The 25457-nt window shown below is 67.2% G+C and carries 23 protein-coding genes and 1 pseudogene; 13 read left to right on the top strand and 11 right to left on the bottom strand.

All coding sequences use genetic code 11. From position 1 onward, the window contains the following. Nucleotides 1-6 precede the first annotated feature (6 nt). Nucleotides 7-2316 carry a PAS domain-containing sensor histidine kinase gene (locus LXB15_RS12715; protein ID WP_233948807.1) on the bottom strand — a complete coding sequence of 770 codons (2310 nt, stop codon included), beginning with the start codon at nt 2314-2316 and terminating at the stop codon, nt 7-9. Nucleotides 2317-2487: 171 nt separating this feature from the next. Further along, nucleotides 2488-5133, bottom strand: a complete 2646-nt coding sequence (gene pepN / locus LXB15_RS12710; RefSeq protein ID WP_233948806.1) for an aminopeptidase N — start codon at nt 5131-5133, stop codon at nt 2488-2490. A 195-nt stretch (nt 5134-5328) separates the two neighbouring features. Here pepN and LXB15_RS12705 point away from each other — a divergent pair, with 195 nt between their 5' ends. The 4 genes from LXB15_RS12705 (at nt 5329) to LXB15_RS12690 (ending at nt 10846) form a co-directional block, all read left to right on the top strand. Beyond that, nucleotides 5329-7608: a xanthine dehydrogenase family protein molybdopterin-binding subunit gene (locus LXB15_RS12705; protein WP_233948805.1), complete on the top strand. Its 2280-nt coding sequence runs from the start codon at nt 5329-5331 to the stop codon at nt 7606-7608. Nucleotides 7609-7669: 61 nt separating this feature from the next. Beyond that, nucleotides 7670-8623, top strand: a complete 954-nt coding sequence (locus LXB15_RS12700; RefSeq protein WP_233948804.1) for a DMT family transporter — start codon at nt 7670-7672, stop codon at nt 8621-8623. Between the two features lie 226 nt (nt 8624-8849). Then, on the top strand, nt 8850-10181 hold the full coding sequence (locus tag LXB15_RS12695; protein ID WP_233948803.1) for a sensor histidine kinase: 1332 nt from the start codon (nt 8850-8852) through the stop codon (nt 10179-10181). Continuing rightward, nucleotides 10178-10846, top strand: coding sequence for a response regulator transcription factor (locus tag LXB15_RS12690; RefSeq protein WP_233948802.1), 669 nt, complete (start codon nt 10178-10180; stop codon nt 10844-10846). Before LXB15_RS12695 ends, LXB15_RS12690 begins: the two co-directional genes overlap by 4 nt. Nucleotides 10847-10888: 42 nt before the next feature. Here the strand turns inward: LXB15_RS12690 and LXB15_RS12685 are convergent, their stop codons facing one another. After that, the gene (locus LXB15_RS12685) at nt 10889-11350 is read right to left on the bottom strand and encodes a hypothetical protein (protein WP_233948801.1); all 462 of its coding nucleotides are present in this window, start codon (nt 11348-11350) and stop codon (nt 10889-10891) included. Between the two features lie 91 nt (nt 11351-11441). Continuing rightward, entirely contained in the window at nt 11442-11840 is a 399-nt protein-coding gene (locus LXB15_RS12680; protein WP_233948800.1) for a hypothetical protein, read from the bottom strand. A 560-nt stretch (nt 11841-12400) separates the two neighbouring features. Here LXB15_RS12680 and LXB15_RS12675 point away from each other — a divergent pair. Continuing rightward, nucleotides 12401-14389 (top strand): PhoX family phosphatase, encoded by a 1989-nt coding sequence (locus LXB15_RS12675; protein WP_233948799.1) that lies wholly within the window; start codon nt 12401-12403, stop codon nt 14387-14389. 91 nt (nt 14390-14480) lie between these two features. Here the strand turns inward: LXB15_RS12675 and LXB15_RS12670 are convergent, their stop codons facing one another. Together LXB15_RS12670 and LXB15_RS12665 are read right to left on the bottom strand one after the other, a co-directional pair. Continuing rightward, nucleotides 14481-15062, bottom strand: a complete 582-nt coding sequence (locus LXB15_RS12670) for a DUF1349 domain-containing protein (protein WP_233948798.1) — start codon at nt 15060-15062, stop codon at nt 14481-14483. Nucleotides 15063-15272: 210 nt separating this feature from the next. Beyond that, nucleotides 15273-16202, bottom strand: coding sequence for a LysR family transcriptional regulator (locus LXB15_RS12665; RefSeq protein ID WP_233948797.1), 930 nt, complete (start codon nt 16200-16202; stop codon nt 15273-15275). Nucleotides 16203-16416: 214 nt separating this feature from the next. On the opposite strand from LXB15_RS12665, the gene LXB15_RS12660 reads away from it, so the two are divergent. Next, on the top strand, nt 16417-17019 hold the full coding sequence (locus LXB15_RS12660; protein ID WP_233948796.1) for an NADPH-dependent F420 reductase: 603 nt from the start codon (nt 16417-16419) through the stop codon (nt 17017-17019). 53 nt (nt 17020-17072) lie between these two features. Further along, entirely contained in the window at nt 17073-17477 is a 405-nt protein-coding gene (locus LXB15_RS12655) for a limonene-1,2-epoxide hydrolase family protein (protein WP_233948795.1), read from the top strand. A gap of 62 nt (nt 17478-17539) precedes the next feature. Here the strand turns inward: LXB15_RS12655 and LXB15_RS12650 are convergent, their stop codons facing one another. The 3 genes from LXB15_RS12650 to LXB15_RS12640 all read right to left on the bottom strand — a co-directional run bounded on the left by LXB15_RS12650 (nt 17540) and on the right by LXB15_RS12640 (nt 20281). Beyond that, entirely contained in the window at nt 17540-18823 is a 1284-nt protein-coding gene (locus LXB15_RS12650) for an MFS transporter (RefSeq protein ID WP_233948794.1), read from the bottom strand. 166 nt (nt 18824-18989) lie between these two features. Next, nucleotides 18990-19883 carry a uracil-DNA glycosylase family protein gene (locus tag LXB15_RS12645; RefSeq protein WP_233948793.1) on the bottom strand — a complete coding sequence of 298 codons (894 nt, stop codon included), beginning with the start codon at nt 19881-19883 and terminating at the stop codon, nt 18990-18992. Nucleotides 19884-19951: 68 nt separating this feature from the next. Next, nucleotides 19952-20281, bottom strand: coding sequence for a multidrug efflux SMR transporter (locus LXB15_RS12640; protein ID WP_183209838.1), 330 nt, complete (start codon nt 20279-20281; stop codon nt 19952-19954). A 207-nt stretch (nt 20282-20488) separates the two neighbouring features. Here LXB15_RS12640 and LXB15_RS12635 point away from each other — a divergent pair, with 207 nt between their 5' ends. Both LXB15_RS12635 and LXB15_RS12630 read left to right on the top strand, forming a co-directional pair. Further along, complete coding sequence (locus LXB15_RS12635; protein WP_233948792.1) at nt 20489-22153, top strand: electron transfer flavoprotein-ubiquinone oxidoreductase; 1665 nt, start codon at nt 20489-20491, stop codon at nt 22151-22153. A 52-nt stretch (nt 22154-22205) separates the two neighbouring features. Continuing rightward, on the top strand, nt 22206-22598 hold the full coding sequence (locus LXB15_RS12630; RefSeq protein ID WP_233948791.1) for a lysozyme inhibitor LprI family protein: 393 nt from the start codon (nt 22206-22208) through the stop codon (nt 22596-22598). Nucleotides 22599-22696: 98 nt separating this feature from the next. Here the strand turns inward: LXB15_RS12630 and LXB15_RS12625 are convergent, their stop codons facing one another. After that, on the bottom strand, nt 22697-23119 hold the full coding sequence (locus LXB15_RS12625; protein WP_233948790.1) for a VOC family protein: 423 nt from the start codon (nt 23117-23119) through the stop codon (nt 22697-22699). A gap of 303 nt (nt 23120-23422) precedes the next feature. Here LXB15_RS12625 and LXB15_RS12620 point away from each other — a divergent pair, with 303 nt between their 5' ends. Both LXB15_RS12620 and LXB15_RS12615 read left to right on the top strand, forming a co-directional pair. After that, nucleotides 23423-23812, top strand: coding sequence for a putative quinol monooxygenase (locus LXB15_RS12620; RefSeq protein WP_233948789.1), 390 nt, complete (start codon nt 23423-23425; stop codon nt 23810-23812). 8 nt (nt 23813-23820) lie between these two features. Next, on the top strand, nt 23821-24486 hold the full coding sequence (locus LXB15_RS12615; protein WP_233948788.1) for a TetR family transcriptional regulator: 666 nt from the start codon (nt 23821-23823) through the stop codon (nt 24484-24486). On the opposite strand, the pseudogene LXB15_RS12610 reads toward LXB15_RS12615, so the two are convergent. Continuing rightward, nucleotides 24459-24539, bottom strand: a pseudogene (locus LXB15_RS12610) (LysE family translocator); the annotation flags it as partial. The gene LXB15_RS12615 and the pseudogene LXB15_RS12610 sit on opposite strands and share 28 nt — an antisense overlap. 38 nt (nt 24540-24577) lie before the next feature. On the opposite strand from LXB15_RS12610, the gene LXB15_RS21140 reads away from it, so the two are divergent. Together LXB15_RS21140 and LXB15_RS12605 are read left to right on the top strand one after the other, a co-directional pair. Next, the gene (locus LXB15_RS21140) at nt 24578-24793 is read left to right on the top strand and encodes a lysozyme inhibitor LprI family protein (protein WP_370640229.1); all 216 of its coding nucleotides are present in this window, start codon (nt 24578-24580) and stop codon (nt 24791-24793) included. A gap of 196 nt (nt 24794-24989) precedes the next feature. Then, on the top strand, nt 24990-25418 hold the full coding sequence (locus LXB15_RS12605; RefSeq protein WP_233948787.1) for a hypothetical protein: 429 nt from the start codon (nt 24990-24992) through the stop codon (nt 25416-25418). Nucleotides 25419-25457: the final 39 nt, after the last annotated feature.

The raw sequence follows: 25457 nt of genomic DNA, 5'->3' as shown, positions 1-25457 counted from the left end.
GCGGCGTCAGGCGGCGGTGGCGATCGCCAGGGCCGGCTGCTCGCATTTGTCGAAGCCCGCGGCCGGCAGGCGCAGCGCGACGATCGTACCGACCCCGACCCGCGAGGAGATCCGCATCCGCCCGCCATGCAGCTCGACCAGCGAGCGCGCGATGGCGAGGCCGAGGCCGGTGCCCTTGTTGGTGCGGGTCCACTCGTTCTCGATCTGCTCGAACGGCCGGCCGAGCGTGCGCAGCGCCTCCTGCGGGATGCCCATGCCGTCGTCGCCGATCGAGATCAGCACGGAGTCGCCGACCTGCTTGACGCCGAGCCGCACCGATCCGCCGGCCTCGGTGAACTTCACCGCGTTCGACAGGAGATTGATCAGGATCTGCTTGGTGGCGCGCCGGTCGGAGCGGATCTGCAGGCGCTCCGGCGCCGCCACCGCGAGCGTCAGCTGCTTCCTGGCGGCCTGGATCTCGACGATCTTCATCGCCTCGGCGACGGTCTCTGCGAGGTCGACCTCCTCCGGGTTGAGGATCAGCCGGCCGGCCTCGATCTTGGCCATGTCGAGGATGTCGTTGATCAGCCGCAGCAGATAGTGGCCGCTCTGGTGGATGTCCTCGCAGTACTCGGTGTACTTCTGGCAGCCGATCGGCCCGAACGTGCCGTCGCGCATGATCTCGGAGAAGCCGAGAATGGCGTTCAGCGGCGTGCGCAGCTCGTGCGACATGTTGGCGAGGAAGGTCGTCTTGGCGCGCGAGGCGGTCTCGGCGCGCTCCTTCTCGGCGGCGAAGCTGGCGTTCAGCTCGCTCAGCTGGCCGGCCTTGCGCTCGGCGTCGCGGCGGGCGGTCGACAGATCCTCGATGACGGCGATCAGGCGGCGCTCGGAATCCGACAGCCGCGCCTGGTGCAGCTTCAGCTGGGTGACGTCGGTGCCGATCGACACGAACCCACCGTCGGCGGTGCGGCGCTCCGACATCAGCAGCCATCGCCCGTCCGGCAGCAGCGCCTCGGAGGCGCGTTCGCCGGCGGTGAAGGTGGGGCTGGTCACCAGCTGGCTGTCGATCGGCCGCCGCGCCTTGGCCATCACCGTTTCGAGCGGCGTGCCGCGGGCGACGTCCGCCTCGGTCAGGCCGAAGGTCTCGCGGTATTTGGAGTTGCACAGGACGACCCGGTCGCGATTGTCGCAGAGCACGAAGGTCTCGGAGATGTTCTCGATGGCGCTGTTGAGCTGCTCGTTGGCCTCGTCGGAGCGGCGGGCGAGTTCCTGCTGCTCGCTGACGTCGACCGCGACGCCGATCAGGTGCACCTCGTGGTCGCCGCAGCGCGTGACGTCGGCGCGGGCCCGCAGCCAGACATAGGTGCCGTCGCTGCGGCGCATCCGGAAGACGCGGTCGAGATGGCCGATGCGCCCGGCGGCGACGCCGCGAGCGACGTCGAACAGGCTGCCGTCGCCGGGATGCAGCAGCGGCGCGATCTCGCCGAAGGACAGGACGTCGTCGCGCGGCACCATGCCGAGGATCTCGTACATCGAACGCGACCAGTACATCCGGCCGCGGCCGATGTCCCAGTCCCAGAGGCCGCAATGGCCGCGCGACAGCGCGGTGTCGACGCGCAGATGCGTCTCGAGATAGAGCGCGTCGGCGTCCTCGGCCCGGATCGACTGGCGAAAATAGGCGTAGAGCATCACCAGCATCATGAAGCTGGTCAGCACGAACAGCGTCACATTGGTGTAGACCGAGGACTGCCAGCTGGCGAACAGCTCCGCCTCGGGCTGGATGAAGCTGACCGTGCCGGCGCCCTCGCCGAGCGTGGCGCTCGCCACATAGGCGGCTTCGCCCTCGAAATCGGTCTCCTGGACGCCGGCCCGCTCGCCGAACATCAGCAGCGCCTGGGAGTCGCCCATCAAGAGGCGGAGATCCTGGCCGATCAGCCGGTCGTAGCCGGGCATCGCCGCGGTGATCCGGCCGGCGGCGTCGCTGATCACCGCGAAGCGCCCGTGCTCGACTACCTCGGCCGGAATTTCGCTGGTCAGCAGCGCGGCGCCATCGATGCTGCCGTCGGCGAGCAGCGCGGACCGGCTCTCGGCGCGCATCAGCGTCGCGGCGATCTTCAGGTCGCGGGCGACCTCGCGCTCGATGCCGTCATGCTCGCCGACCAGCGAGGCGAAACGGGCTATGGCCGCGACGGCCAGGAACAGGACAATCAGGACGGGGATGCTGCGGCGCAGGGGCCGCTCGGAGCGGAGGAGCTTTTCGTAGGCTGGGGCGGCGAGGATTTTCGCGTGTCCGACGATCTCGGCTTTAGCGCTCAGCAGGGTCTCGAATCGGGACAAACGTCCCCCTGCCGGCGCGCTTGACGCGTCCGCTCGCATGTCTCACCCCTCGTAGCCGCATTCGTTGATCCGGCACGCCGCACATCCCGAATCACCTCCAATTGATCAGACCCGAATCACCTTGTCCAGAGTCGGAATGAGGAGGAATTAAGAAATCAATGTGATCGCAACTCAGCGCAACGATCTTTCCACGATATCCCTGGTATCGTTGGAAAGATCTGGAATCGCTGCAAGTTTTTCCAGCGTTTCCTGTGCGGCATGGCGGCGTCCCGCCTCGAAGCTGCGCCACGAACGAAATGTTGTCGCAATTCGTGCGGCGATTTGCGGGTTGAGCTTGTCGAGTTCGGCGATCCGCTCGGCCACCCAGCGATAGCCGGCGCCGTCCGCCCGGTGGAAGGCCAGCTGGTTGCCGCCGGCGAAGGTGCCGACGAGGGCGCGGACCCGGTTCGGGTTGCGCAGGGTGAATTTCGGGTGGCCGAGCAGACCGGCGACGATGTCGAGCGCGGCCTTGTCCGGGACGGTCGCCTGCAGCGCGAACCATTTGTCGACCACCAGCTCGTCGTGCTCGAAGCGCGCGTAGAAGTCGGCGAGCGCCGCCTGCGAGGCTTCCTCCGCCGGGAAGCGGTGCACCAGGATCGCCAGGCCGGCGAGCCGGTCGGTCATGTTGCGCGCCGCCCGGTACTGTGATGCGGCCGGGGCCGGATCGCCGTCGGCGGCCGCAAGATAGGCAAGCGCGACGTTGGCGAGCGAGCGGCGCCCGGCGCTGTCGGCATCGGGCGAGAAATCCGCGGCCGGCCGGGCGTCGGCGCGGATGCGCTCGAACAGCGCGCGACCGCGCTCGCCGATCAGCCGCCGCGCCGCCTCGACCGCGGCATGGATCGCGTCGGGGTCGACGTTCTCGGCGAGCATCCGGGCGATCTCGGCCTCGCTGGGCAGGGTGAGGGCCTGGGCGCGGTAGGCCGCCTCGATGCCCTCGTCGCCGGCCGAGCCGAGGATCGCGTCGACGATCTCCGGCGGCAGCGGCTGCGCCGCGGCCTGCCCGTTGCGGCTGGCGGCGACCAGCGCGTCGGCGACGAGGTCGTTGAGGATCCGCCAGCGGTTGAAGAGGTTGGGGTCGAGCCGGGCGAGCGCCAGCCGGTCGGCCAGGGGCTGCTCGTGATGCAGCGTCACCGGCGCCGAGAAGTCGCGCAGCACCGAGAGATACGGCCGTTCGCCGACATTCTCGAAGACCACGGTCTCCGCCTCGGCGGTGAGGTGGATGACATCGCCGTCGATCTCCGCGCCATGGGCGGCCGTGAACGCCTTGTCCTCGCCATTGGCGCCGACGAGGCCGAAGCGCACGGGAATGTGGAAGGGCGCGCCGCCGGTGCCGGAAGCGCCGACCTCGAGCGCCTGCTTCAGCCCGACCGTCAGCGTGCCGCTGGCCGCGTCCCAGTCCTCGCTGACCGCCAGCGAGGGCGTGCCGGCCTGCGAATACCACAGGGCAAACTGCGTCAGGTCGGCGCCGGTGGCGTCCTCGAAGCAGGCGATGAAGTCCTCGATCGTCGCGGCATCGCCGTCATGGCGCTCGAAATAGAGATCCATGCCCTTGCGGAAGCCGTCGCGGCCGAGGATGGTCGCGACCATCCGCACCAGCTCGGCGCCCTTGTCGTAGACGGTGGCGGTGTAGAAGTTGTTGATCTCGCGGTATTCGCGCGGCCGCACCGGATGCTGCAGCGGGCCCTGGTCCTCGGGGAACTGGTGCGCCTTGAGCCGCCGCACGGAATTGATCCGCTGCACCGCGGCGGAGCGCTCGTCCGCCGAGAACTCCTGGTCGCGATAGACCGTCAGGCCTTCCTTCAGGCAGAGCTGGAACCAGTCGCGGCAGGTGATGCGGTTGCCGGTCCAGTTATGGAAATATTCATGCGCGATGACCGTCTCGACGCCGGCATAGTCGGCGTCGGTGGCGGTGTCGGGGTCGAGCAGCACGTATTTGTGGTTGAAGACGTTGAGGCCCTTGTTCTCCATGGCGCCCATGTTGAAGTCGGGGATCGCCACGATGTTGAACACGTCGAGATCGTATTCGCGGCCGAAGCGCCGCTCGTCCCACCACATCGAGCGCTTCAGCGCGTCCATGGCGTAGCCGGCCTGCCCGACGCGCCCCTTCTCGGTGTAGATGCCGAGTTGGACCGGCTTGCCGCTGGCGGTCCGGAAGTCCTCGTGGATCGAGTCGAGGTCGCCGGCGACGACGGCGAAGAGATAGGACGGCTTGTTGAACGGGTCGTCCCACACGGCGAAGTGCCTTCCGTCCGGCAGGTCGCCGTGCCCGGCCGGGTTGCCGTTGGACAGGAGCACGGGCGCTGCGGCGCGGTCGGCCTCGATGCGGACGCGGTAGGGCGCCAGCACGTCCGGCCGGTCGAGGAAATAGGTGATGCGGCGGAAGCCCTCGGCCTCGCACTGGGTGCACCAGACGCCGTTGGAGCGATAGAGCCCCATCAGCTTGGTGTTCTCCTCCGGCACGATGCGCGTTCCGACGTCGAGCATGAAGCGGCCGGCGGCGGGCGGGGCGGCGATCTCCAGGCGCTGCGGCGTAGCGGTGAAGGCCTCGGGCGCCAGCGCCGCGCCGTCGAGCGAAACCCCGACGAGCGTCAGCTCGTCGCCGTCAAGCACCAGCGGCGCGTCGGCGGCCGCCCCCTCGCGGCGCTCCAGCACCAGCTGCGTGTCGATCTCGGCGCTTCCCTCGAACAGCCGGATCGTCATCGCCACGGAATGCAGGACGAAGTCGGTCGGGCGGTAGTCCTCGAGCTTGATCGTCGGGCCGTCATCGGTGCGCAGCATGCGGGATATCCTCTCTGGTCACCCCGGAGTTAATCCTGCCCGCGCCGAATGCCAACCGTTTCGCGTCGCCGCCGTGCCACCGCCGCCCTCGACGCCGGCGCGCTGGCGCAATAGATGGGACGAGCGGCCAGAATCCGGGACGACGATACCGTTCCCGGCGCGCCGCTGCGGACCCGCGTGCGAGGAAGCTTCGGCATGAACGTCATGACTCCCAAATTCGGCCTCGGCGCCTCCGTGCTGCGCAAGGAAGACGACGCCTTCATCCGCGGCGCCGGCCACTACACCGACGACGAGACGCGCGAAGGGCTGCTGCACGCCGTCGTCGTGCGCTCACCGCATGCCCATGCCAAGTTCCGCATTGCCGATCTGGAGGCCGCCCGCGCGGCCCCCGGCGTGCGGCTGATCCTGACCCACGAGGACGTCGCCGAACTCGGCGACATCCCCTGCATGGCGCCGATCAAGCCCGCCGACGGGGCGCCCTTCGAGCCGCGCAACGCGCCGGTGCTGTGCCGCGACGTCGTCCGCCATGTCGGCGACGCGGTCGCCTTCGTCGTCGCCGACAGCGCCACCGAGGCCCGCGACGCCGCCGAGCTGGTCGAGGTCGACTACGAGCCGCTGCCGGCCGTCGCCGACATCGCCGGCGCCGAGGGCGCGGCCCAGGACTCCGACGGCCACCTCGCCACTCGCCTCCACGAGGGCGACAAGGCGGCGGCTGAGGCCGCCTTCGCCGCCGCCGCGCATGTCAGCGAGATCACGCTGGTGCAGAACCGTCTCGTCTGCAACTACATGGAGACGCGTTCGGCGATCGGCGAGTATGCCGAGCCGCGCTACACGCTGACGACCGGCAGCCAGGGCGTGCACGGCATGCGCAACATCATCGCCGGCAAGGTGCTGAAGATCGGCAATGACGAGCTGCGCGTCCTCACCCGCGACGTCGGCGGCGGCTTCGGCACCAAGGCCTTCGTCTATCGCGAGCATGCGCTGGTGCTGGTCGCGGCGCGCCGCCTCGGCCGGCCGGTCAAGTGGACCGCCGACCGCACCGACCATTTCGTCAGCGACACGCATGGCCGCGACAACGTCGTCACCGGCAAGATGGCGATGGATGCGGACGGCCGCTTCACCGGCCTGTCGATCGACCTCGCCGCCAATCTCGGCGCCTACGCCTCGCAATACGGGCCGATGATCCCGTGGTTCGGCATGTCAATGGCGACCGGCCTCTACGACATCCCGGCGATCGACGTCGATTGCCGCATCTACTACACCAACACCGTGCCGGTGGACGCCTATCGCGGCGCCGGCAGGCCCGAGGCGGCCTATCTGATCGAGCGGCTGGTCGACCAGTGCGCCCTCGATCTCGGCATCGACCGGGTGGAGCTGCGCCGCCGCAACTTCATCCGCGGCGACCAGCTGCCCTATCGCACGGCGTTCGGCCGGCTCTACGACACCGGCGACTTTACCGGCCATCTGGAGGAGGCGCTGCGCCGCGCCGGCTGGGCGGATTTCGAGACCCGGCGCGCCGCTGCCAAGGCAGCCGGCAGGCTGCGCGGCATCGGGCTGGCCGCCTATGTCGAGGCCTGCGCATTTCCGGGCTCCGAGCCGGCCTATGTCGAGCTGACGCCGGAAGGCCGGGTCGAGCTGAAGATCGGCACCCAGTCGAACGGCCAGGGCCACGCGACCGCCTATGCGCAGTTCGTCGCCGAGGAGCTGAAGCTCGACTACGCCATGATCGACGTGCGCCAGGGCGACACCGACGAGACGCCGACCGGCGGCGGCACCGGCGGCTCGCGCTCGATCCCGCTGGGCGCGGTCTCGGTTCGCCGGGCGAGCCAGGCGCTGGCCGACAAGCTGAAGAAGCTCGCCGCCGACGAGCTGGAAGCCGCGGTGGCCGACATCGAGCTCGACGCGGGCACCGCCCGCATCGTCGGCACCGACCGCTCGATCGACTTCGCGGCGCTGGCGGCCGCCGCCAGGAGCGACGCCGACCGCAAGGCCACCGGCGAGTTCAAGCAGGAGGAGGCGACCTATCCCAACGGCACGCATGTCTGCGAGGTCGAGATCGACCCGGAGACCGGCGCGACGCACATCGTCGCCTACACGATCGTCGACGATTTCGGCGTGACGGTGAACCCGGTCCTGCTCGCCGGCCAGATCCATGGCGGCGTCGCGCAGGGCATCGGCCAGGCGCTGATCGAGAACGCCGTCTATGACGGCGAGGGACAGCTGGTCACCGCAAGCTTCATGGACTACGCCATGCCGCGGGCGGAGGACCTGCCGAATTTCGACTTCCGCACCCGCAACGTTCCCTCGACCACCAATGCGCTGGGCATCAAGGGCGCCGGCGAGGCCGGCACGATCGGCGCGGCGCCGGCGGTGATGAACGCCGTCGCCGATGCGCTGCGGCCGGCGGGGGTCGCGCATATCGACATGCCGGCGACGCCGCTCAGGGTCTGGGAGGCGCTGCAGGCAGCGCGCTGACGGCCGGCGCGGGGATCGCGCGGCCCGGCGGCATCGGCCGCCGCGAGGGGGATGGCAGGGCATGAAGAGTGCGACGCAGGACGGGCGGGTCTCCCGCCCGATGCTCGGCATCTTGCTGAAATGCATTTCGGTGGTGATCTTCGTCGGCATGCAGACGGCGATCAAGTCGGGCGGCGAGGCGATCCCGGCCGGCGAGATCGTGTTCTTCCGCTCGTTCTTCGCGCTGGTCCCGGTGGCGATCTATCTCGCCTGGCTCGGCGACCTCGGCACGGCGCTGAAGACCGACGATCTGCCGGGCCATGTCGTGCGCGGCCTCGTCGGGGTGACCTCGATGAGCTTCGGCTTCTTCGCGCTGACGCGGCTGCCCTATCCGGAGTGGATCACCATCTCCTACGCGGCGCCGCTGCTGACGGTGGTGTTCGCCGCGGTGTTCCTGAAGGAGGTGGTGCGGCTCTATCGCTGGAGCGCGGCGATCGTCGGCCTCCTCGGCATCGTCGTCGTCACCTTGCCGAGCCTCTCCGTCACGGCCGAGCCGCTGGACGACGGGCAGCTGCTCGGCATCGCCGCGGCGCTGATCTCGGCGACCGTCGCCGCCATCGCGATGATCCAGATCCGCCGGCTGGTGCGCACCGAGGCGACGGCGACGATCGTCGTGTATTTCTCGCTGACCTGCTCGGTGATCGCGGCGCTGTCGTCGATCTTCTTCGGCTGGGTGGTGCCGAGCCCGGAACAGGCGGCGTACCTCGTCGTTGCGGGCCTCTGCGGCGGTGTCGGCCAGCTGCTGCTGACCTCGGCCTATCGCTATGCCGACGCCTCGACCGTCGCGCCCTTCGAATACACCTCGATGATCCTCGCCATCGCCATCGGCTATTTCCTGTTCGGCGAGTCGGTGAGCCTGGCGACGCTGATCGGCGGCGGCATCGTCGTCTCGGCCGGCATCTTCATCATCTGGCGCGAACACCGGCTGGGCATCGAGCGCAACCGGGCGCGCGGGGTGTCGCCGCCGGGGGGGTGAGGCGGCTACTATCCGGCTTCGAGCAGACGGCTCATGAAGCGGCCGGTGGACACCATGCATGGGATGGCTGAGAATCCGGCTCAACGGACGGCCTGCGCCCGCCCTTGGTCGCAGGTCCAGGGACCTTTGCGGACTTTCGTCGCCCGGCCGACATCCGATATACCGAAGCATGAGGTCCGCTTCCACGACATCCTCGGGCGCCATACGCGCGATTGCCCTGAGGGAAATGAGCCTCGCCTGGCAGTTTCTTCTGGCCGGGATGCTGGTTCTGTTTCTCGGCATGACCATCATTGGCCTTTGGGTAACTGATCGCATCGAAGAGGCCGCGACGCGCAACGCCGCAGTGGCAACGGCGCTCTATGTCGACAGCATCATCGCGCCGCTGACTCAAGAACTCGCCAACCGCGACAGCCTCGGCGAGGGAGCGCAACTTGCGCTGCGTGAGACGCTGGGCGCCGGTGTACTCGGCGATCGGCTGGTTTCCTTCAAGATATGGGCGCCCGACGGCACGATAATCTACGCCAACGAGGACACGCTCGTCGGTCAACATTTCGAGCCCGAGGAAGGGCTCAGTGCGGCACTCGCAGGTCGGGTGCACGGGGAATTCGACAGCCTCGACGATCCTGAAAGCGCGATCGAGCGGCGCGCGAACATAGCGTTGCTCGAAATCTACAGCCCGATCCGCGAGCCTTGGTCGGGACGGGTGATCGGGGTCGCCGAGTTCTACGAGACGGCGGAAGGCCTGAGTGCCGACATAGCGCAGGCGAGGGTCCGAAGCTGGCTGGTGGTCGGTGTCGTTACGGCCGGCATGCTCGGCTCACTCTTCCTGATCGTCGCCCGCGGCAGCCGCATGATCATCCGCCAGCGCACGGCGCTGAAGGACAAGGTCGAGGAGTTGTCGCAACTGCTTTCGCAGAACCGGATGCTGCGTCTTCGTGTCGAGCAGGCATCGCAGCGGGCCGCCGGGCTGAACGAGCGTTACCTGCGTCGTATCTCCGCGGACCTGCACGACGGCCCGGCGCAGCTTCTGGCCTACGCCTTATTGCGTCTCGACATGATGCCGGAACGCGTCGATCTGCGGGTCGTCCAGACGTCACTTGACGAGGCGATGCAGGAAATCCGTGATATCTGCCGCGGGTTGACGTTGCCGGAACTGGACGCACTCGACCTCGATGCCGTGTTGCGCCGTGCCGTGTCGTCTCACGTGTCCCGCACCGGCACTGTCGTCTCGTTGAGCATCGACGGACCGACGGCGACATTGTCGCAGGCCGAGAAGATCTGTGTCTACCGCTTCGTCCAGGAAACGTTGAACAATGCGACCCGCCATGCTGCGGGCGCTTCCCAAGTTGTTGAGGCCATCACGTCCGACGACGGGCTTACGATCGCCGTGCGCGATGACGGCCCCGGATTTGATCGCCATGCTGCCGTAACTGGGCTGGGCCTTGCGGGACTCGAGGAGCGTGTCGTCCAGATCGGGGGTCGCTTCGATCTCGACAGCACGCTCGGACGCGGCACCACTGTCAAGATGATGCTATCGGCGAGAGGAGTTGGGGCATGAGCGAAGCCGGGGGACTTATACGGATCATCGTCGTCGACGATCACCCCCTGTTCAGGGAAGGTGTGTCGCTGACGCTCGCGAGCATTCCCGGTCTTTCGGTGGTCGGTAAAGGCGGCAGTACTGCCGATGCAATCGCACTCGTCGACGAACTCCGACCGGATGTCGTGATGCTCGACCTTTCCATGCCGGGCGGCGGACTGAATGCGCTGTCAGCCATCCTGGATCGATGGTCGGAGGCCAAGATCATCGTGCTCACGGCATCCGAGAGTGACGACGACGTTCTCGCGGCGCTGCCCGCCGGTGCGCGCGGCTATGTTTTGAAAGGCGTCGGGGCCAGCACCTTGGTCGAGGTGATCAAGGGAGTCGCCGCCGGAGAAAGCTATGTGTCACCGGCGTTGGCCGCTCGGATCCTGGTCGAGATCCAGAGTGGGCGGAACGGTCCCGCAGGCGCCCGCGAGTCCGAGGATGCCCTTTCGACACTGACCCACCGCGAAGAACAGGTCCTGCGTATGGTGGCCGCCGGGAACAGCAATAAGGAGGTGGCGCGCCTGCTCGCGCTTCAGGAGAAGACGGTCAAGCACCATATGACCCGAATTCTACACAAGCTGCATGTTCGCAACCGGACCGAGGCCGCCATGCTGTTTTCCGACGGACATAAGCACTGATGAACCCATCTTCGGGTCATGGGCAGATGTGATGCCCTAGGGTCATTTGGCGAAGCGGGCTAAATCCTTCGCGGTGGCTTTGCGGTTGGTCACCGTGCGCCCGGCCGGATCGAATATCTGGTAGCGGCCACTGCTGATGCGCTCCCGCCACCCGCCGCGGTAGACGCGTGTGTCCGTATCGCGGCCACTGCTTTCGGCAGACGGAGAACGTCCGGATCCGCGGCCGCCGCCGGCGTTCGGACCGTCATCCGATCCTGAACGGCTATCCCTGCCAGATCTGCCCGAATGGCCGGTACCGCCGGAATTATCCGAGCCGGATGGGTCTGAGCCGCGATCGTCGCTCCCCCCCGACCGGCCGCTGCCCGAATTGCCACTGCCCGAGTTGCCGCTGCCCGAATTGCCGCTGCCGCCGGAATTGTTGTCCGCCCATGCGGGCACTGCCATTCCCGCCGCGCCGACAGTCAGGAGGACGACAAGTGCCGAGATCTGCCAGCGGGTCATCATGTGGCCTTCTTTGATCTGAACGTAACGTCACTTTGGATCTAAGAGCTTCGGGGCTGGCAGACAACAGTCGCCAGCCCCCTTCATTTGCGCGTCATGTTCCAAGGCGGAGGGCCGAAGCGACCATTCGATTAGCTTCGACCGCCATCGTCGCCACCGCGGCCACGACCGCCATCGTCGCCACCGCGGCCACGACCGCCATCGTCGCCACCGCGGCCACGACCGCCATCGTCGCCACCGCGGCCACGACCGCCATCGTCGCCACCGCGGCCACGGCCGCCATCGTCGCCACCGCGGCCACGACCGCCGTCGTCACCTCCGCGTCCGCCGCCATGGTCATCGCCGCTGGCGTCATCGCCACCGCGACTATGACCACCATGGTCATCACCACCGTTGTCGTCGCCTCGGTCGTTGTCGCTGCTGCGTTCACCGCCGTTGTCGTCTCCCAGCGCATCATCGGCCCCTCGGGCGCGGCGGATGTGGCCGGGCGCATCGTCGGCGCCATTCCGGGCCTGGAGGACGGGCGCTTCGGCATCCGATCGCGATGCGACGGGTGCTGCGAAATCGACGAGGCGAGTGGCGCTGGACGCCATTGTGGTGCCTGCAAGAAGCACAGCAGCGAGACCCAGGGGAAGGCTCTGATTGGTACGCATGTGTTCCTCCATGATACGTCTCAGGAGACGTTTCGGAGAGCCGGTCGGCTCGTCCTGTACTCAGTAGAGGCCGGTCGCGTTCAATGGGGAACGGGCCCCGGACCTATGAGCTAGCAGGCCAGACCATGGTCTGAATCCCGGTCTGTCTGTCCTGCGACGACGCTAGGAAGCGAGCTTGCGAGCGGACCCGGTCCGCCGATCTCCGTCCGCGGACGGCTTTTGTGGCCTGGACGGGTGTCCGGACGGTCGTGAGCAGACGCTAGCTGTGACCCTCACTGTCCCGAGCCCCACCGTCATCCGTCTGTGACGTTCCCCCGTTACCTCACTCTGGAACCGTTCCAGTCCGGCGCCCGGCGCGCCGCGAGGGTTCGCAAAAATTCCGCTGCGACAGGGGTCACCGATGAACGAACACACGACGGACCGCAAAGTCTTCCGGACCAGCCAGCTCGAGCAGGCGGACGGGGAAGGCACCAACAAGACCGACAACCGCACGATGGGCGAGATCATCGCCGCGCGCTTCTCGCGCCGCGATTTCCTGCGCGGCTCGATGGCAGCGACGGCGATCGCCGCGACGGTCAGCCCGATGGCGCTGATGGCGGCCGGCGAGGCGAAGGCGCAGGGCGCCGGCACGCGCTTCGACTTCACCGAGGTCGAGGCGGGCGTCGACGCGACGCACCACGTGGCCGAAGGCTATGACGCCGACGTGCTGCTGCGCTGGGGCGACGCGATCTTCCCTGACTCGCCGGAATTCGATCCGACCGCGCAGACCGCCGAAGGCCAGGCCCGCCAGTTCGGCTACAACAACGACTATGTCGGCTTCATCCCGCTGGAGGAGGGCTCCTCCGAGCACGGCCTGCTGGTGGTCAATCACGAATACACCAACGAACATCTGATGTTCCCGGGCATCGTCACGGTCGAAGGCGACGAGCTGAAAGTTGCCGACGCCGACCAGGCGCGGGTCGACATCGAGATGGCCGCGCATGGCGGCACGATCGTCGAGATCCGCAAGGTGGACGGTAAGTGGCAGGTGGTCACCGACGGCGCCAACAACCGCCGCATCACCGCCACCACCGAGATGGAGCTGACCGGCCCGGCCGCCGGCCACGACCGCCTGAAGACCAGTGCGGATGCCACCGGCACCAAGGTGCTCGGCACGATCAACAACTGCGCCGGCGGCGTGACGCCCTGGGGCACCTACATCATGGCCGAGGAGAACTTCCACGGCTACTTCATGGGCGAACTGCCGGACGGCCACGCCGAGGCCGCCAATTACGAGCGCTACGGCGTGCCGGAGGGCAGCTATGCCTGGGGCAACTTCCACGACCGCTTCGACGTCTCGAAGGAGCCGAACGAGCCGAACCGCTTCGGCTGGATCGTCGAGGTCGACGCGATGGACCCGAACTCCACCCCGAAGAAGCGCACCGCGCTCGGCCGCTTCAAGCACGAGGGCGCCGAATCGATCGTCAACAAGGACGGCCGGGTCGTCTTCTATCTCGGCGACGACGAGCGCTTCGACTACGTCTACAAGTTCGTCACCGCCGGCACTTACGACGAGAGCGACCGGGCGGCGAACATGGACCTGCTCGACGAGGGCACGCTCTATGTCGCGCGCTTCGAAGAGGACGGCACGGTGGCCTGGCTGCCGCTCGTCCACGGCGAAGGACCGCTGACCGCCGAGAACGGCTTCGAGAGCCAGGCCGACGTCCTGATCGAGACGCGCCGGGCCGCCGACCTGCTCGAGCCGACCAAGATGGACCGGCCGGAGGACATCCAGCCGAACGCCACCAACGGCCGCGTCTACGTCATGCTGACCAACAACACCAAGCGCGAGGAGGCCAACGCGGCCAACCCGCGTGTCGACAACAAGTTCGGCCACATCATCGAGATCGCCGAGGCGGATGGCGACTTCGCCGCCACCACCGGCACCTGGGAGGTGCTGCTGCAGTGCGGCGACCCGTCGATCGCCGAGGTCGGCGCGACGTTTTCGACCGAGACCACGAAGAACGGCTGGTTCGGCATGCCCGACAACTGCGCGGTCGACGCCGACGGCCGGCTCTGGGTCTCCACCGACGGCAATTCGCCGAAGGCCACCGGGCGTACTGACGGCCTCTGGGCGGTCGACACGGACGGCGAGGCCCGCGGCACCTCCAAGCTGTTCTTCCGCGTGCCGGTCGGCGCCGAGATGTGCGGCCCGCTGATGCTGCCGGACATGCAGACCGCCTTCGTCGCGGTCCAGCATCCGGGCGACGGCGGCGAGGACTGGGAAGGCTTCGGCCGGCCCTCCTACTACGAGGACCCGTCGACCCGCTGGCCCGACTTCGACGACGCCCTGCCGGTGCGCCCGTCGGTGGTGGTCATCACCAAGCAGGGCGGCGGCCGCATCGCCTGACGCTCGTCGCTACAGTGAATGGAAAAAGGGCGGTCCGGAAGGGCCGCCCCTTTTGCGTCGCGGGTGGCGGCGGCGCCCGGCCCTCATGTCTTCACGCCAGATCGTGAAGCGGCTTGCCGAGGTGACGGGTCAGCCGCCAGTCGGAGAAGTGGACAGCGAGACCGGCCCGCTCCGGCGTGCAGCACATCGGCCCGACGCGGTAATGCGTGCTCGTCGGAAAAGGGCAGAGGCGGACAAGGGGCCATCGCTCGCCGTCCTGCGACGCCTGCAGGCGCAGGACGCCGCCGGCCAGCGAGACGCGCATCCAGAAGTCGCGCGGATTGTCGGTGAACGGCCCCGTCGCCCAGTCCGACCGCTCGTTCGTCAGGACGCTGCCCAGCTGAGGGTTCCCGTCGGAGAACTCCAGCCCTGCCTTGATCCACCGGCGTTCGTCCAGCCGGACCATGATCCCGGCCTGGTCGTAGAGGTGCTCGAATTCTGCCCGCACGCGCAGTTGCGCCGTGAAGCCGTCTTGCGTCTCCACGCCGAGGAAATGACCGCTGTCCCGGGTGAAGCCGTAATGCGTCTCGCGCCAGAAGTCGGTCCCCCCGTCGGTGACGACATGCAGGCCGTCCCGCGACAGTGCGGCCTCATCCGGCTGGTTCAGCCAGACGCCGTCCTCGAGGTCATGCAAGGCTGAAGCCCTTCTTCGAAACCCGCGGCGGACCGACCAACCGATCGCCGTTCGTCGCGGATATGGCGTCCTTCGTCCGATCCGCCAGCACGAAGCAGGTCGCTTCCTCGGGCCAGGTAGCGGGAGGCCGGCACGTAGCTCCGGCCCGCGACGTCGAACGCGTGTCTCTTCGGGTTTCAGGCACGCCGGGAGCCGACGTTCAGCCAGGTGTCATCCAAGACTGCCGGCGAAGGATCGCGCCAACCCCTTGGCCTTGAAGGCCTCAGCGATGAAGTCGACGAAGGCGCGGGTTTTGATCGGGAGATGTTCCCGGTTGGCATAGTAGATGGAGATGGCGCCAGCGTCGACATACCACTGCGGCAACAGCTGAATGAGCCGTCCGTCCTGAAGTTCAGCCAAGACGTCCGGGACGGAGAGCAGGGCGACGCCGAGGCCGAGAATGGCCGCTTCCCGGATGGCGATGAAGTCGTTGAGGACGATCCGCTCGTCGAGTGCTGCGATCGCCTTCGTGCCGACGGCGTCACGCATGGCCCAGTGCATCGTCCGTCCGGTCCGCTGCGAGCGCATGACGATGCTGTCGAAGGCTGCAAGTCCGCCTGGGTCGGCGGGCGGAACGCGGTCTGACATGTATTGCGGTGCTGCGACGACGACGAGATGCGCCGGGGCCAAAGTGCGGGCGACGACGCCTGGCGAAAGATCGAAGCCGCCGCCGATCGCCTCATCGTAGCCTTCGGCGACGAGACTGACAGGGCGGTTCTCGAAGTGCCATTCCGGCCGGACGCGCGGATAGCGGGCCAGGAAGTCGGGAAGCAGAGGCAGGACGTAACTCATCCCGAGCGTGGGTGGCAGGCTGACCTTCAGGATGCCACTCGGCTCCTCCGTCCCTCCGGCGGCTTCGGCAATCGCCGCTTGCACTACGTCCAGCCCCCCGGACACGGCGGACAGGAATCTTGCACCGCTTTCGGTGAGTGTGAGGCGGCGGGTGGTGCGATGGAACAGCCGGATCCCGAGGTTGCGCTCGAGAATCGAGACATTGCGGCTGACGGCGGCAGGCGTCAGCGACAGGCGGCGCGCCGCCTCGGAAAAGCTTCCGGCTTCCGCGCTGCGCACGAAGCTCTCAAGATTCGCCAGCGTTTCCACGACAGATCCATCTTCCACGTTCGCTTGAAACTGTCGCAAAAGATTACCGGCTATTCGCGCGGAAGTCGCCGGGCCATCTTCGCTCCACCACTGCGGTTGCCGTCGCGGCGACCGACCCGCAAACGCGCAGACCTACACGCTGCCGCCTCCGAAGCTGCCAACATCGCTGGCGACCTATCCGACTGAGCAGCGTCACCACATCAAGGATTCCGTCATGCCCAGCATCGGCATCATCGGCGCCGGCCAGAACGGCCGCGCCATCGCCACGGCCCTCGCCGGCAAGGACATTCCTGTCACGCATGCAAACAGCCGCGGTCCGGAGAGCCTGAGGGAGACCGTCGCCGGGATCGGCGCGCCGGTCACCGCCGGCACGCGCGAGGGCGCGGCATCGAAGGATATCGTCTTCGTCGCGGTGAACTGGTCAAAACTGCCCGCAGCGCTGGCCGGACTTCCGGACTTCGGCGGCCGCATCGTCGTCGACGCCAACAACCCGATCGAGGCGCCGCGCTTCGAACCGGCCGACCTCGGCGGACGGCTGTCGAGCGAGATCGTGAAGGATCTCGTTCCGGGTGCGCGCCTGGTCAAGGCGTTCAACCATCTGGCGACGCATCTCGTGGCTGGTGACCCTCAGGCCGAGGGCGGGCGTCGCGTTCTCTTCCTCTCCGGTGACGACGAGACCGCGAAGGCGGAGGTCGGAGCACTCATCAAGCGCCTCGGCTTCTTCGGCATCGATCTGGGCTCGCTCGCGATAGGCGGGCGCCTGGTGCAGTTTCCCGGCGGCCCGCTGCCGAGCCACAACCTCGTCCGCTTCGCCTGACTGAACGCCATCGAGCCCACCCGCATCCCCCGCCGCAACCACAGAGACACGCCATGACGACGCCCAATCAGGAATCAGCAGCGATTGAACTCGTCCGACGATTTTTTGGCCGGATCAACGAGGGCGACTTCGACGCGGCCATCGATCTGCTTGCCGAGGACGTCTTCTACCACAACATCCCCCTGCCGGAGATCCGGGGACGGGAGAACGTCCGGCAGTTCCATAAGAGATTTGGCGTCGGGACCCGCATCCGGGTCGATTGGCAGCTTCGGCGCATCGCACAAGACGGCGACAACGTGCTGACCGAACGCCTTGACCTCTTCCTCGCCGACAACGGCGCCCGGATCGAACTCCCGACCATGGGGAGCATGACGGTAGTCGATGGGGCGATTACGGAATGGCGCGACTATTTCGATCTGGCGAGCTTCGAGCGACAGGCGGCGGCAATGGGCGACTGACCGGCCGGTTGCTCCCGCGTTACCTGGCGACGCGGCCCATCCGCGTGCTCCACCGGCCCCGATCACGCGGCCTTGCTGGGCGCCTCTTCCGGTTCGCCTGGCTCCGCCGGTTCCGCACGCGGGTCGAGGGCGAAGCTGGCGGGGGTCTGGGTTCTTGCCAGCGGCACGGTCTGGAAGTCAGGCCGCTCGTCGACCGGCATCGCCTCGCGGCGGTAGGTCCGGTAGAAGGAATAGGCGGCGTAGAAGGCCGCGGCGCTGCCGACCGCCTGGAAGATGCCGCGCGGCCCGAAGGTCTCCATCAGGAACGCCGCGTAGATCGGGCCGATCATCGTGCCGACGCCGTAGAGGATCAGCATGCCGCTGGCGATCTTCACGAAGTCGGAATCGGCCGCGTAGTCGTTGGCGTGCGCCACCGCGAGCGAATAGGCCGGATAGACGACGCCGCCGATCAGGAAGGCGAGGGTGAACAGCACCGCCGGGCCGCTGCCGGCGAGATAGACGCCCGCCGTGCCGGCGCCGACGCCGATAAGGCCCGCGGCGGTCATCACGTAGCGACGGTCGACCTTGTCGGAGATCCGGCCGAGCGGCACCTGGAAGACGATGCCGCCGGCCATGGCGGCGACCACCAGCGTGGCGATCTCGGCAGTCGAGAGCCCTGCCTTCTCGCCGAACACCGGCGCCATGTTGTTCCAGATGCCCGAGAGCACGCCGGCGAGCAGCACGCCGACGGCGGCGACCGGCGAATTGCGGAAGATCGGCACCAGGTTGATGCGGATCGTCGTCAGCGGCTTCGGCGACTGCGCCTTCGACAGCGCGTTCGGGATCACCGCCATGGCGAACAGGATGGCGCAGAGCATGAACGGCACGGTGAGCTGCGGCTGGCTGAGCGGCATGACGTACTGCCCGCCCATCATCGCGCCCATCGTGACCACCATGTAGATCGAGAAGATCCGCCCGCGCGTCTCGTTGGTGACGCGCTCGTTCAGCCAGCTCTCGATGATCATGTAGCAGCCGGCCAGCGCGAAGCCGGCGAGGCCGCGGAAGATGATCCAGGCATAGGGATCGACGACGATGGCGCAGAGCAGCACCGAGATCGCCATCAGCGACGCGAGGCTGGAGAAGGTCCGAACATGGCCGGCGCGCTGGACGATCTTCGGGATGATCACGCAGCCGGCCGTGAAGGCGATGGCGTAGGAGGTGCCGAAGGCGCCGATCTGGTAGCTCGACCAGCCCTCGATCGAGCCGCGCACCGGCAGGAGGATGCCCATCAGCCCGGCGCCCGCCATCAGGAAGAAGGTGGAGATGAGCAGGGAGACGATCGGCAGGATCTGCACGGGAAGGGGCATGACGGCCTTGGCGAAACGGAGTGGATGGCGGGACAGCCCGACGATCTGCGGCTGGCCCCGGTCCTGACGACCGGCGAATCGGCGCTGCTGCCGCCCGCTCTAGGCATTAACGGCGGCGTTGGCGAGAGCCTTGTGCCTGCCGATCATGACGAGGATCGGACGAAAATCAGTCGGACGGCGACTTTTCCGCCAATCGGGCCTTCAGCGCCAGGAGATCGCGCCAGGCGAGCTTCTTCTGCGCCGGCTGGCGGAGCAGATAGGCCGGGTGCAGCATCGCCGTCGCGGCGATCGTGTCGGCCTCGCCGAGGCCGAAGCTGTAGGTCGTCCAGCGGCCCCTGATCCGCAGGATGCCCTCCTCGGAAGCGAGGATCGCCTTGGCGGCGGGCGAGCCGAGGCAGACCAGGATCTTCGGGCGCACGAGCTCGATGTGGCGCTGCACGAAGGGCAGGCAGATCTGCGTCTCGGCCGGGGTCGGCGGCCGGTTGCCCGGCGGGCGCCACGGCACGGTGTTGGTGACCCGGACGTTCTGCCGCTCCAGCCCGATCGCGGCGAGCATCCGGTCGAGCAGCTGGCCGGAGCGGCCGACGAAGGGAACGCCCGCGATGTCCTCCTCGCGGCCCGGCGCCTCGCCGACGAACATCACCTCGGCGTTCTCGGCGCCGTCGCCGAACACGGTGGACTTGGCGGTGATCCGCAGGTTGCAGCTCTCGAACGCGTGGAGCGCCGCCTGCAGCTCGGCAAGGCTCGCGGCCGAGCGGGCCCGCTCGCGGGCGTCGGCGATGGCGACGTCGTCCGGCACGGCGGCGCGGCTGGTGGCGAAGGTGCCGGCCGGCTCGACGGGAAAGGCCGCGGCGGGGGCCCGGACCGGCGGCGCCGGCGCCGGGGCGGCGGGTGCTGCCGGCTGGGCCCGCCTGCCGTCGCGCGCGGCGAGCTCGGCCCGCGTCTCGGCGAAGCGGTCGCGCGGTGTCTCGCCGACGAACACGTCGATGCCGGCGTCGCGGTACCATTCGAGCAGCGCGATGGCGGCGTCGCGGCCGGGCTCTGGCTGTGCGGCGTTCATGCCCCCGTCCTAGCCGATTTCGGCGCGGCAGGCGACGCCCCGCAGGGAGGGATCGGCGCCGCCATCGCTCAATGGCTGACCGTCTGCGAGAACAAATTGATCACCAACACGCCGGCGAGGATCAGCGCGAGGCCGAGAAAGCCGGCCGCATCGATCGAGGTGCGGAACCAGAACAGGTCGACCAACGCCAGGATGACGATGCCGGCGCCCGACCAGATCGCGTAGACGATGCCGACCGGCAGGGTGCGCAGCGGCAGCGACAGGAAATAGAACGCCAGCGCATAGGCCGCGACGGTGACCAGCGACGGCAGCAGCCGGGTGAAGCCGTGGGTCGATTTCAGCGCGGTGGTGCCGACGATCTCGCAGAGAATGGCGACGGCCAGGAAGACAGCGTTCACGGGGAGCCTCGCAGCAAGCGGAAGGCCTCTCTTCCCCCGGCGCGCTTTGCCCGGTCAAGCGGCTCGCCAGTTACACCGGCAGGCATTCGGCGCGATTGACGTTCACGTCAATCAAGTTAGAACTCGTCCCGACATCGGATCGCGCTAGTCTCTTGGCTCCTGAGACGGGCGGGCGATCCGGCCGGCCATGCCAGGATGGGAGACGAGATGAGCCACGCCGAGACGCTGCCGGAACGCGAATCGATGGAGTTCGACGTGGTGATCGTCGGCGCGGGCCCGGCCGGGCTCGCCGCTGCGATCCGCCTGAAGCAGCTGGACCCTGAGCTGACCGTCGTGGTCCTCGAGAAGGGCGGCGAGGTGGGCGCGCACATCCTCTCCGGCAACGTCCTCGACCCTTCGGCGCTCGACATCCTCCTGCCCGAATGGCGCAGCGAGGAAACGCCGATCAAGACGAAAGTCACCGACGACCGGTTCTATTTCTACGGGCCGCAGGGCTCGGTCCGCCTGCCGAACGCGCTGATGCCGAAGCTGATGGGCAATCACGGCAACTACATCGTCTCGCTCGGCCTCGTCTGCAAATGGCTGGCGGAGAAGGCCGAGGCGCTCGGCGTCGAGATCTATCCGGGCTTTGCCGCCACCGAGATCCTCTATGACGAGGCCAACACGGTAATCGGCGTCGCCACCGGCGACATGGGCATCACCCGCGAGGGCGAGCCGGGCGCCGCCTTCGCCCGCGGCATGGCGCTGCTAGGCAAATACGTGATGATCGGCGAGGGCGTACGCGGCTCGCTGGCCAAGCAGCTGATCGCCGCCTATGGCCTCGACGAGGGGCGCGAGCCGCAGAAATTCGGCCTCGGCATCAAGGAACTCTGGGAGATCGCGCCGGAGAAGTCCAAGCCCGGCCGCGTCGAGCATTCCTTCGGCTGGCCGCTCGACCGCGGCACCGGCGGCGGCTCGTTCCTGTATCACCTGGAGAACAACCAGGTGTATGTCGGGTTCGTCGTTCACCTCAACTACAAGAACCCGTATCTGTCGCCTTTCGAGGAGTTCCAGCGCTTCAAGACGCATCCGGACGTCGCCGAGCTCCTCGCCGGCGGCAAGCGCGTCGCCTATGGCGCGCGCGCCATCACCGAGGGCGGCTGGCAGTCGGTGCCGAAGCTGGTGTTCCCCGGCGGCGCGCTGATCGGCTGCTCGGCCGGCTTCGTCAACGTGCCGCGCATCAAGGGCGCGCACAACGCCATGACCTCCGGCATGCTGGCGGCGGAAGCCGCCGCCGAGGCCATCGCAGCCGGCCGCGCGCACGACCGGCTCGCCGCCTATGACGAGGCCTGGCGCGGCTCGGCGATCGGCCGCGACCTGAAGCCGGTGCGCAACGTCAAGCCGCTCTGGTCGAAGTACGGCACGCTCCTCGGCATCGCGCTGGGCGGGCTCGACATGTGGACGAATTCGCTGTTCGGCTTCTCGTTCTTCGGCACAAGGAAGCACGGCAAGCCGGATCATGCCTGCCTCGAGCCGGCGGCCAGGCACACGCCGATCACCTACGCCAAGCCCGACGGGGTGCTGACCTTCGACAAGGTCTCCTCGGTGTATCTCTCCAACACCAACCACGAGGAGGACCAGCCGGTTCATCTCCAGGTGAAGGACCCGGCGCTGCAGCATTCCTCTGAGTACACCGTCTATGCCGGCCCGTCGCAGCGCTACTGCCCGGCCGGCGTCTACGAGTGGGTGGTCGGGGAGGACGGCAAGGAGGCCTACGTCATCAACGGCCAGAACTGCGTCCACTGCAAGACCTGCGACATCAAGGACCCGAACCAGAACATCAACTGGGTGCCGCCGCAGGGCGGCGAGGGGCCGGTCTACCAGGTGATGTGAACGCGGCGCCGCCAGGGCGGCGCGGCCTCAGGGACGCGAAAGGGAGACCACCATGCGCCTGCTTCTGCCGCTCGGTTGCCTGCTGCTGGTGCTGGCGTCGCCGGCCCGCGCCGACGACGAATACGATGCCTGCGTCGGCGACGCCGGCGCCGTCATGCCGGACATGGGCGCCTGCGGCGCCGAATGGATCGACCGCGAGGACGCCCGCCTCAACGAGGCCTGGCAGGCGCTGCTGGCCGAGCTTCCCGAGGACAGCCATCCGAAGCTGCGCGACGAGCAGCGTGCCTGGCTCGCCTATCGCGACGCCAGCTGCCTGTTCTACCTGGACGCGGTCGAATACGGCCAGGTCGGCCGGTACCTCTCCTACCCCTCCTGCCGGGCCTTCGTCATCGCGCAGCGGACGGCGGCGCTGGACGAGATCAGGAAGTCCGTGGCGCCGATCTGAGAGCGAGGACGACGATTTCTCACCTGCGAAGCGTCGGGGGTAGAGAGGCCGCCGGGCGGTATCGAAATGAACGCTCGCTGACGCCGACCGCCGACCACTCATGCTGCGGGTCTCGATCCCATCTCCTCGCAGAACCGCAGCAGGTAACCGTCCGGGTCGGCCACCACGAACTGCCGCTGCCCCGCCTCCCTCTCGCCGGTGCGGTACCACCTCTCTTCGAGCGGAAGGTAGAGGGTGATCCGATGGCGCTCCAGGGCTTCGATCAGGGGCCCGACAGCGGCAACGCGGATCTGGACGTTGAGTCCCTTTCCGAAGGGAGGTGCGCCGGGCAGGTGGGCTCCCCCGAAGGTCCGTCCCAGACCGATCTGGTCGATCATCAGCTCGGCCGAACCCAATCTGAGATAGCCGAATCCTTCCTCCGGGCGCTCGTACGCGCATGAGAAACCGAGGACGTCGCAGTAGAATTTCCTCGACCGGCCGTAGTCGGTGACGGCGAACTCCGGGACGAGCGCGTTGGTCATGGGATCAGCTAGCCTTCTGCGTCGCCTTTGTCGCCGAGTGGGGCGGTGGCGACCGGCGAGATTCGGGCGGATGGCGTTCTGATCATGATGAGGCGCGCTCGTCGCATCCGGCAACTGCGCCTTTGGGTAGATTGATGACTGGCCGCCTTCGGCCGCCGGGTCTTCTGCAAATCGCGCGGCTGGCAAGGCGGCTTCGTCCCAACGCAATATTGCCTAGAAGGCAATATTGCGTTTCATGCAATAATTCCATATGGGTATCGCCTGCCGGCGGGGCTCTTCCTGTCTGAGCCATGGAGTACCCAAATGATGGACTGGAATCGCCGAAACCTCATCGCCTCGGCCGCGCTCGCGGTATCGCTGATGGCGACGCCGAGTGTTTTCGCAGAATCGCAGACCGCTATGTCCAAAGTGTTCGTCTGGATCGAGATTGAAGCTGCCCCCGGGCACGTCGACGAGACCCGGGAAATGTTCCACAACACCATCAAGACATCCCATAAGCCCGGCATGCTCAGCGCCGTCGTGTTTGAGGATACACAGCGGCCAGGCGTGTTTCACAGCATGCAGGAATGGGAAAGCGAAGCAGCCTTTCAGCAGCATATGAGCGACGCCGATGAGCAGAAAGGCGGGCTCGATCATGCCACGCGGACGCTCAAGGGGCCGCCGAAGCTCTCGATACTCAAGCAATTGGACTAACAGGCCAGATGTCGACCACGCCCACTCAGACCGCTAAAGCTCTTGGCTTGCGGGAACGCAAGAAGCAGGCGACACGCGCGACACTGAGCGCGGTCGCCCTGCGTCTGGCACTGGAACGTGGGATCGACCAGGTGACGGTGGAGGAGATCGCCAGCGAGGCCAATGTCTCGCTGCGGACCTTCAGAAATTACTTTCCGACCAAGGCTGCTGCTATCGTCGACATTGCCCACAACCGGGCCGATACCTTTGTCGCGGCCTTCAAGGCCCGACCGGCCAATGAAGAATTGTGGTCCTCGCTGTCGGAAGCGCTTCTTGCCCTCTATCCCGAGGAGCCCGATCGCAATTCGATCGAGCGCATGCGGCTCCTCCGGAACGAACCGACTCTCGCCGCCGAAGAATACAAGGCGGACCTGACCGTGCAGGCGAGGTTGGCCGAAGCAATCGCGGAGCGAATCGGCAGCACCGTGGCCTCGGATATCATGCCAGGCCTGACCGCAGCGCTTGTTCTGGCGACGGCGCACACCGCGTTGGAATTCTGGCTCAGTTCCGGGTCGGGATCGACCTTGCGCGAGACTTTGTCAGGCGCCATGGAACGGGTTCGCTTGATCGTGCCGAGTGCCGCGACCACCGGGTGGTCGCCGGCCGGAATGAACTGCGGGAACACCGCGAGATAGAACATCGAGACCTTGGGGTTGAGCCCGTTGGTCAGCAGCCCGTCGAGATAGGCGCCGTGAGGATGCCCGGCTCAACAAGGCCTGGCAGGCGCTGCTGGCGGAGCTTCCGGAGGACAGCCATCCGAAGCTGCGCGACGAGCAGCGCGCCTGGCTCGCCTATCGCGACGCCAGCTGCCTGTTCTACCTGGACGCGGTCGAATACGGCCAGGTCGGCCGATACCTGTCCTATCCCTCCTGCCGGGCCTTCGTCATCGCCCAGCGGACGGCAGCGCTGGAGGAGATCAGGAAGTCGGTGGCGCCGATCTAGGGGGAAGAGCTCCGACTTAGACTGACCGCGGCATCGGCGGCTTTGGGTGGGAAGCGGCCATTCGCGTAGCGGCGGACAAACGGCAGCTACGCGGACAAGCCTGCCGTTCGACTTAATCGAAGCATTGACTGCTTAAAGCACACACTGACCAATGCTATAATTCGGCTTGAACGTGTCTTCGCTTGAGGGAACGGATTTGGATGACAACGCCAGATGGGCATTCATCACCGCGCTTGACGACGAACTGTTGAAGGGCGGCGCGACCATGTCGGAATGGTGCGCCTTCATCGTTCGCGATTGTGATTATGCCTTCGTCGGTGGCGCGAACCTAGCAACCGTAATATCCGCTACCGCCGCAGTCGAAACGTATCTTCGCGCCGAGTATGCAGGCGGGAAGCGTATTGGCCTTGCTGATTTGATTGATAGCTCGCCTATCCAACAGGGACTTCGAGACGACATTCATAAGCTACGAAAGTATCGCAACACATGGGTTCATGTTGCAACGCCGGAAGACGATGAAGAAATTATACAGAAATTAGAGTCATATGAAGAGCAACTAGAAGAATGGGCCAAGCTGGCGCAACGCACGCTGCGTCGGACCATCTATGAAAATCAGTGGGTATGAAAGGGGCTGCCAGCGCGAGCGTCCGCTACCTGCGCATAG

The sequence above is a fragment of the Aurantimonas sp. HBX-1 genome (assembly GCF_021391535.1).
GTDB lineage: Bacteria > Pseudomonadota > Alphaproteobacteria > Rhizobiales > Rhizobiaceae > Aurantimonas.
This window is presented reverse-complemented; position numbering and strand designations above follow the sequence as displayed.

What these genes read in the sequence shown, in the direction of transcription:
- pepN (WP_233948806.1), bottom strand. Translation starts at nt 5,133, where the DNA reads ATGCTGCGCACCGATGACGGCCCGACGATCAAGCTCGAGGACTACCGC.
- LXB15_RS12705 (WP_233948805.1), top strand. Translation starts at nt 5,329, where the DNA reads ATGAACGTCATGACTCCCAAATTCGGCCTCGGCGCCTCCGTGCTGCGC.
- LXB15_RS12700 (WP_233948804.1), top strand. Translation starts at nt 7,670, where the DNA reads ATGAAGAGTGCGACGCAGGACGGGCGGGTCTCCCGCCCGATGCTCGGC.
- LXB15_RS12695 (WP_233948803.1), top strand. Translation starts at nt 8,850, where the DNA reads ATGAGCCTCGCCTGGCAGTTTCTTCTGGCCGGGATGCTGGTTCTGTTT.
- LXB15_RS12690 (WP_233948802.1), top strand. Translation starts at nt 10,178, where the DNA reads ATGAGCGAAGCCGGGGGACTTATACGGATCATCGTCGTCGACGATCAC.
- LXB15_RS12685 (WP_233948801.1), bottom strand. Translation starts at nt 11,350, where the DNA reads ATGATGACCCGCTGGCAGATCTCGGCACTTGTCGTCCTCCTGACTGTC.
- LXB15_RS12680 (WP_233948800.1), bottom strand. Translation starts at nt 11,840, where the DNA reads ATGCGCCCGGCCACATCCGCCGCGCCCGAGGGGCCGATGATGCGCTGG.
- LXB15_RS12675 (WP_233948799.1), top strand. Translation starts at nt 12,401, where the DNA reads ATGAACGAACACACGACGGACCGCAAAGTCTTCCGGACCAGCCAGCTC.
- LXB15_RS12660 (WP_233948796.1), top strand. Translation starts at nt 16,417, where the DNA reads ATGCCCAGCATCGGCATCATCGGCGCCGGCCAGAACGGCCGCGCCATC.
- LXB15_RS12655 (WP_233948795.1), top strand. Translation starts at nt 17,073, where the DNA reads ATGACGACGCCCAATCAGGAATCAGCAGCGATTGAACTCGTCCGACGA.
- LXB15_RS12650 (WP_233948794.1), bottom strand. Translation starts at nt 18,823, where the DNA reads ATGCCCCTTCCCGTGCAGATCCTGCCGATCGTCTCCCTGCTCATCTCC.
- LXB15_RS12645 (WP_233948793.1), bottom strand. Translation starts at nt 19,883, where the DNA reads ATGAACGCCGCACAGCCAGAGCCCGGCCGCGACGCCGCCATCGCGCTG.
- LXB15_RS12635 (WP_233948792.1), top strand. Translation starts at nt 20,489, where the DNA reads ATGAGCCACGCCGAGACGCTGCCGGAACGCGAATCGATGGAGTTCGAC.
- LXB15_RS12630 (WP_233948791.1), top strand. Translation starts at nt 22,206, where the DNA reads ATGCGCCTGCTTCTGCCGCTCGGTTGCCTGCTGCTGGTGCTGGCGTCG.
- LXB15_RS12625 (WP_233948790.1), bottom strand. Translation starts at nt 23,119, where the DNA reads ATGACCAACGCGCTCGTCCCGGAGTTCGCCGTCACCGACTACGGCCGG.
- LXB15_RS12620 (WP_233948789.1), top strand. Translation starts at nt 23,423, where the DNA reads ATGATGGACTGGAATCGCCGAAACCTCATCGCCTCGGCCGCGCTCGCG.
- LXB15_RS12615 (WP_233948788.1), top strand. Translation starts at nt 23,821, where the DNA reads ATGTCGACCACGCCCACTCAGACCGCTAAAGCTCTTGGCTTGCGGGAA.